The sequence below is a fragment of the Acidovorax sp. FJL06 genome (assembly GCF_003852545.1).
Taxonomy (GTDB): domain Bacteria; phylum Pseudomonadota; class Gammaproteobacteria; order Burkholderiales; family Burkholderiaceae_C; genus Acidovorax.
The window spans coordinates 1-293 of record NZ_QAJR01000083.1 but is presented as its reverse complement, the minus strand read 5'-3'; the positions used below and the strand labels follow the sequence as shown (position 1 = coordinate 293).

Sequence of the window (293 nt, the reverse complement as noted above, 5' to 3'; positions counted from 1 at the left end):
AGGGCACGCTGGCCGAGAAGCTGCGTGCGGGCGGCGCGGGCATCCCGGCCTTCTTCACCAAAACTGGCGTGGGCACCATCGTGGCCGACGGCAAGGAATTGCGCGAATTTGATGGCGAAACCTATGTGATGGAGCGCTCGTTGGTGCCCGAGGTCTCGCTGGTCAAGGCCGACGTGGCCGACAAGTCGGGCAACCTGCGTTTCAACCTCACGGCACGCAACTTCAACCCTGCAGCGGCTACCGCTGGCAAGGTTTGCATCGTCGAGGTGGAAAAGATCGTGGAAGTGGGCGAA

At 62.5% G+C, this 293-nt stretch carries 1 protein-coding gene; it reads left to right on the top strand.

Annotation, left to right across the window (positions count from 1 at the left end; translation table 11 throughout):
* Positions 1-293, top strand: a 293-nt coding sequence (locus DBV10_RS22615; RefSeq protein WP_148090352.1) for a CoA transferase subunit A, incomplete at both ends; no start/stop codon positions are given.